This window comes from Poseidonibacter lekithochrous, assembly GCF_018861145.1.
Taxonomy (GTDB): domain Bacteria; phylum Campylobacterota; class Campylobacteria; order Campylobacterales; family Arcobacteraceae; genus Poseidonibacter; species Poseidonibacter lekithochrous_A.
Map to the genome: position 1 here is coordinate 57129 of NZ_JAHKQT010000020.1, position 6465 is coordinate 63593.

Below are 6465 nucleotides of genomic sequence, written 5' to 3' on the forward strand. Positions count from 1 at the left end.
AAATAGTTTTTTGTTATTATTAAATATAATTATTATACAAAAGGAAATATCTTGGAAAATGGATATAAAGAGATAACTATTAAAGATAAAACCACAATTTTGGAAGCCCTTAAATTAATTGATAAAAATAAGAAAAGCTTTCTTATAATTGTAAATAATGAAAAAATTGTAATGGGTTTAATTACAGAAGGTGAGATAAGAAGACAAATAATTAAAGGTGATTCTTTAAACGCTGTAATTTCTTATAATAGGAATTTTAAAAGTATTAATATGAATGAAAGTTTTACTAACCTTTTTGAATATTTCAAGTCTGAAAAAATCAATTTTATTCCGGTTATAAATGATGATCAACATTTAATAAATATTATATCTAAAAAGCAATTTCATTTGATGTTATTAAAAGATATTGATTATGATTTAAAAAAGTTACCTTATTTAAATGAAAATGAATTAGATTATGAAATTTTTCCAAGACCTTGGGGTTTTTATAAGAGTACTTTGCTTGCTAAACATGTTCAATCAAAAATAATAACGGTGTTCCCACAAGAAGAATTAAGTTTACAAAAGCATAAAAGAAGAGAAGAACATTGGATAATAATAAAAGGTGAGGGTAAAATAGTTTTAGAAGAAACAATTCTAAATGTTGAGCAAGGTAGATATATTTATATTCCAAAAGGTTGCAAACATAAAGTAATTAATTCATCAGAAAAAGAGAATTTAATATTTGCTGAAGTACAACTTGGAGATTATTTTGGTGAAGATGATATAATAAGATATGAAGATAAATATGGGAGAGTGTAAAATGAATTTTGAATTTGATTACAAAGAGCCTAAAGTAATAGCAGAAATTGGATGCAACCACATGGGGCGATTTGATATTGCGAAAGAATTAATTGATCTTGCAAAACAAAGTGGTGCAAAATATGTAAAGTTTCAAAAAAGAAATAATAAAGAATTATTAACTGAAGAACAATATAACGCTCCTCATCCTGTTTCTTATAATTCTTATGGATCAACTTATGGGGAACATAGAGAATTTTTAGAATTTGATCTTAAACAACATAAAAAATTAAAAGATTATTGTGATGATATTGGTATAACTTATAGTACATCTGTTTGGGATGTAACAAGTGCAAAAGAGATGTTAAGTTTTGAACCTGAATTTCTAAAAGTTCCATCGGCTTGTAATAATAATTTTGAAATGTTAAAAGTTCTTAGAGATGAATATAAGGGTCAAGTTCAACTCTCAATTGGAATGACTACGAAAGATGAAGTAGAAGAAATTGTAAAGTTTTTTGAAGAAACAAATCAAGCAAAAACAAGACTTTTAATATACTCTTGCACATCAGGATATCCAGTCCCTGCAAAAGATGTTGCACTATTAGAAATAAACTGGCTATACAAGAATTATAAGAATAGAGTTAATGAAATTGGTTTTTCAGGACATCACAATGGTATTGCACTTGATATTGCTGCATTTACATTAGGTGCAAGATGGATTGAAAGGCATTTTACAAAAGATAGAACGTGGAAGGGAACTGATCATGCTGCCTCTTTGGAGGCAGGAGGATTAAGTAAATTGGTTAGAAACTTAAACGCAACGTATGAAGCTTTACACTATAAAAAAGATGAAGTTCTTCCAATAGAGCAAGTACAAAGAGATAAATTAAAAAATAGAAAGTAGTAGTATGGAATTAAATAACTTTAAAACACAGAAGATGTTTGAATATGAAAATGGATTTTATGCAACATCAACTGAATCAAGATTCGGAAAATTATTAGCCCACTATGAATTATATAAGAAAATTGTACATTTACCTGGTGATATAGTTGAGTGTGGACTATTTAAAGGAAATTCTTTTTTTAGGTTTGCACATTTTCGTGATTTGTTAGAATCAAAGAATTCAAGAAAAATAGTAGGTTTTGATATTTTTGGAGTTTTTCCAAAAACAGATTATGAAGATGATAAGAAATATTTAGATAATTTTATATCAGGAGCAGGAGAGAGTAGTATTACTCTTTTGGAAATAGAAAAAATTATGAAATACAAAGATCTCAAAAATTATGAATTTGTAAAAGGTGATATCAATATAACTATTCCAAAATACTGTAAAGAAAATACTCATCAAAAAATTGCATTACTTCATATTGATACAGATGTTTATGAACCAGCTGTTACTATTTTAAAGAATATGTATGAAAGAGTTGTATCAGGTGGGGTAATAATTTTTGATGATTATGGAACTTTCCCAGGAGAAACAAAAGCTGTAGATGAGTTTTTTAAAGATAAAAAAGAAAAAGTCCAAAAACTATCATTAGGACTTACTCCCTCTTTTATAATAAAGGAATAATTTTGTTTTGTACTCTTTGTCATAGCAAGAACCTAAAAAATAGAAGTGGAAGTGTAAGAGATAATAAAGATTTAGAGATATTTGAATGTCTTAATTGTGGATTAGTATTTTTGTCAGAAGATTCACATATTAACAATAAATTTTATGAAAATTCAAATATGCATAATTTATTCGATTTTACTAAATGGAGAAATGATACATTAAATGATGATAATCGTAGATTTAAGTTTTTAGAAAACTTTTTAGTAAATAAAAAAATTTTAGATTTTGGAAGTGGGAATGGTGGCTTTCTAAATTTTTCAAAAAATATTGCTAAGAGCATTCTTGCCGTAGAGTTAGAAAAAGCTATAGTACCTTATTATATAAAAGAAAATATTCCTCTAGAAAATAATATTGATAATATAAAAACAAAATTTGATCTAATTACATCTTTTCATGTTATTGAACATATAAAAGAGCCATTGGATATTTTAGAAAAATTAAAAAATCTACTTGAAGATAATGGTAAACTAATAATTGAAGTGCCAAATGCAAATGATGCACTTCTAACGATTTATGAGAATGAATCCTTTTCTCATTTTACATATTGGAGTTGCCATCTATATTTATATACGAAACATACTTTAGAACTTTTAGCAAAAAAAGCTGGTCTAGAAGTAGAGTTTATAAAACATATTCAAAGATACCCTTTATCAAATCATCTTTATTGGTTGAGTAAAAATAAGCCAGGAGGGCATGAAAAATGGGGCAATTTTCTAGACTCAAAAGAATTAAACAAAGCATATGAAAATCAATTAGCAAGTATTGGTGCGACAGATACTATAATAGCTTGTTTAAAGAAAGGAAATAAATGAATATAGCTTTTATCCCAGTTAGATGTGGAAGCAAATCTATACCTTTTAAAAACATCAAGAATTTTTGTGGGAAGCCTTTGGTTTATTGGAACTTAAAAGCCTTGGAGAACTGTGTAAATATAGATGAAATTTATCTTGCAACTGATTGTGATGAAATAAAAGATATTGCAAATAGCTTTAATTTTTCAAAGGTAAAAGTTTATAATAGAGATAAAGAAAATTCACAAGATACATCAAGTACAGAATCTGTAATGTTAGAATTTATAAATAAAAAAAGTTTTGAAGATAGTGATTTATTTTTTTTAGTTCAAGCAACTTCTCCACTCACACAAACAAAAGATTTTGATGAAGCAATAGCAAAGATGAAAGATGAAAATGCTGATTCCTTACTTACTTGTGTTAGAACGAAAAGATTCTTTTGGAATGAAAAGGCAAGTCCTATAAATTATGATTTTAATAATCGTCCAAGAAGACAAGATTTTGATGGACTTTTTATGGAAAATGGAGCTTTTTATATAAATTCCATTTTTAATATAAAAAAAGACAAAAACCGTTTAAGTGGTAAAATAGCTATTTATGAAATGGAAGAGTTTACAGCTGTTGAATTAGATGAAGAAGATGATTGGATAATTGCTGAAAAATTAATGAACAAATATATCCTATCAAAAAAAATAGCACCTAGAAAAGTAAAACTTTTTCTAAGTGATGTTGATGGTACTTTAACTGATGCTGGTATGTATTATGGAGAAAATGGTGAAGAGTTTAAAAAGTTTAATACACATGATGGAAAAGGATTTGAACTTTTACGAAAAGCTGAAATAAAAACTGGAATAATTACAAGTGAAGATACAAAAATTGTAGAAAATAGGGCAAAAAAGTTAAAAGTAGATTTTCTTTACCAAGGTTTAGAACACAAAGGTAAACTTGAAATTGCAAAAGAAATTTGTGACAAACTTGATATTACATTAGATGAAGTAGCTTATATTGGGGATGATATTAATTGTAAAGAGTTACTTTCCAATGTTGGATTTGCCGCTTGTCCCTTTAATGCAGTAACTGAGGTAAAAAACTTAGATAACATCATTAAACTCTCTAAAAATGGCGGTGAAGGTGTGGTTAGAGAATTTATTGAAAAACTATTTTATAAAGGTTATATTTAATGACAGAAGCAGAACAACAATTACAAAATGCAGTTACAACTACATTTTTAGCAAATTTATCTTTTTTAAGTGAGTATGATAATAATTTATATCAACGAGTAGATGAATTGTCTAGAATGATAAATAATGGTACATACACTGAAAAATATAGTTTAGAATTTATTATGGAAAATGGAGATTTTGATTTATATGATAAAGTAAATGATAAATATCTTTATAAGAGAAACCCTAAAAAGATAAATGACGATTTAGTTAAGCAAATACAATTTGATAAAAAGAATTCTATTTTTAATATAGAAGAGCATTTTACAAGAAATAAAAGTTTTCAAGTTAATAAAGAAAATAAATTTGAATTAGATAATGAAATTGAGTGTACTATTGCAACAAATAATGATATGCATTGTTATTCTAAGGTATTAAAAGATTTTTTAGGAAATAAAAAGAAAAGACTAAAAGAAATAAAGAAGTTTATCTTTTTAGGTACTTTATTAGGAAGACATATTCCTCGAATTGCAGAAAAAATTGATGCTGACATATATCTTGTAGTCGAAAAGAATCTAGAAATATTTAGATTATCATTATTTACAGTTGATTATACAATTCTTGCTAATAAAGGTGTAATTTTTTCAATTATGGATGAAGAAGGACAGGATAAAAAGATAGAAAATTTCCTTGATTTAGGTTTTCTAGATAATTATTTACTTAAATTCTCTACAACAAATATAAATGTTGATGAATATATAGATAAGATACTTACATATTTAATATCTCAGAAGCCAACAATATATGATTATAATAGAACTTTATATTTAAAAATAAATAGAACAACAAAAGTTTTATCTCATAGATATAATACTTTGAAAATAAATGAAATAAATGATAAATGTAATTTTTTTAAAAACAGACCTATTTTATATATTGCAGCAGGTCCTTCTTTGGATGAAAATATAAAATGGATTAAAAAGAATGAGAATAAATTTTTTATTGTAACCGTTGGTGCAGCGTATAAGAAATTATTATTAAATGATATTAAAATTGATATGATAACAACATTGGACGAAAAAAATGTATTAGATAAAATACAGTTTGATGACGAAAGTGTAAATCAAATCAAACCAAATACAATAATTCTTGCATCATGCTCTACAAGCCCTAAAATACTAGAAAAATTAAGTAGTAAAAACTTATTTTTATTTGAAACTCAAATACCCTTTATCAAAGAAAATATTACATTTAGCGGATATAGTATTGGAGAAGTTACCTTAGATATTTTATTAAAAATGAATGCAAAGAATATTTATTTAATAGGACTTGATCTTTCATTAAATCAAGATACAGGATCAACTCATTCAATAGATTCAAACTCAATGTCAGGAGTATATGATTTAAATGCAGAAAAAAGTAGAGAGTTTATTTCATTAAAAGAAGGAGTTTTTAGTATCGAAGGGAACCTAATGGAAACAGTTTCTACAACACCAATATTTTATATATCTATAAAATATTTAGAATATCTTACTTCTGGATTAGATGAAAACATTAAGATACATAATTTATCTAAACATGGAGCTTATCTTAAAAATACTATTAGAACTAAAATAGAATCTTTAAATATAGATACTTTTTCTGAAATAGAATTTATAAATGAGAAGTTGATAAGTTTTTTATCAGAACATTCTTCTTCCTCTATATCAGAGGCATCACAGCAAGATATTAAAAATGATATTACTTTTTTGACTAAGCTTTTAAATGAAGATATCAAATTAATTAAAATAGAAGATTATAAGAATTATGAAGAGTTTTCAAGTAAGGCATTTCTTTTATTATCTATCGTCCAAGAAGAAAAGTTTAGTTTTATTTATTTAATTTTGAACAATTATTATAAAAATATTTTTCCTTATCTCTCTTATCATTTTAATGATATCAAAATAAAGAATGAAAGCAAAAAAATCAAGAATATAAAAGAAATTTTTATTTTACAAATAGAAGATATAATAAAAGATTATATTTTATGTTTGGATAGACTGTTAAAATAATAAAGAAGAGAGTTTTTCTTTATTATTTTATTTACTTAAATAATTATTGTAATAATTTAAGAACATT

General features: G+C 25.4%; 6 protein-coding genes. All 6 read left to right on the forward strand.

What is annotated here, in order from left to right:
- Positions 1-51 precede the first annotated feature (51 nt).
- Genes KO488_RS08010 through KO488_RS08035 form a run of 6 tightly spaced genes read left to right on the forward strand, consistent with a single transcriptional unit; the run spans position 52 to position 6398 of the window.
- Positions 52-801, forward strand: a complete 750-nt coding sequence (locus tag KO488_RS08010; RefSeq protein ID WP_216058280.1) for a CBS domain-containing protein — start codon at positions 52-54, stop codon at positions 799-801.
- A gap of 1 nt (position 802) precedes the next feature.
- Positions 803-1684 (forward strand): N-acetylneuraminate synthase family protein, encoded by an 882-nt coding sequence (locus tag KO488_RS08015; RefSeq protein ID WP_216058281.1) that lies wholly within the window; start codon positions 803-805, stop codon positions 1682-1684.
- A 4-nt stretch (positions 1685-1688) separates the two neighbouring features.
- Positions 1689-2351: a TylF/MycF/NovP-related O-methyltransferase gene (locus tag KO488_RS08020; protein ID WP_216058282.1), complete on the forward strand. Its 663-nt coding sequence runs from the start codon at positions 1689-1691 to the stop codon at positions 2349-2351.
- 2 nt (positions 2352-2353) lie between these two features.
- Positions 2354-3205, forward strand: a complete 852-nt coding sequence (locus KO488_RS08025; RefSeq protein WP_216058283.1) for a class I SAM-dependent methyltransferase — start codon at positions 2354-2356, stop codon at positions 3203-3205.
- Positions 3202-4365, forward strand: coding sequence for an acylneuraminate cytidylyltransferase (locus tag KO488_RS08030; protein WP_216058284.1), 1164 nt, complete (start codon positions 3202-3204; stop codon positions 4363-4365). The genes KO488_RS08025 and KO488_RS08030 overlap by 4 nt, the downstream gene beginning before the upstream one ends.
- The gene (locus KO488_RS08035; RefSeq protein WP_216058285.1) at positions 4365-6398 is read left to right on the forward strand and encodes a 6-hydroxymethylpterin diphosphokinase MptE-like protein; all 2034 of its coding nucleotides are present in this window, start codon (positions 4365-4367) and stop codon (positions 6396-6398) included. The genes KO488_RS08030 and KO488_RS08035 overlap by 1 nt, the downstream gene beginning before the upstream one ends.
- Positions 6399-6465: the final 67 nt, after the last annotated feature.

Bases quoted from the DNA above. Each gene is read 5' to 3' on its own strand.
- KO488_RS08035 (WP_216058285.1), top strand. From the start codon at position 4,365: ATGACAGAAGCAGAACAACAATTACAAAATGCAGTTACAACTACATTT.
- KO488_RS08015 (WP_216058281.1), top strand. From the start codon at position 803: ATGAATTTTGAATTTGATTACAAAGAGCCTAAAGTAATAGCAGAAATT.
- KO488_RS08030 (WP_216058284.1), top strand. From the start codon at position 3,202: ATGAATATAGCTTTTATCCCAGTTAGATGTGGAAGCAAATCTATACCT.
- KO488_RS08020 (WP_216058282.1), top strand. From the start codon at position 1,689: ATGGAATTAAATAACTTTAAAACACAGAAGATGTTTGAATATGAAAAT.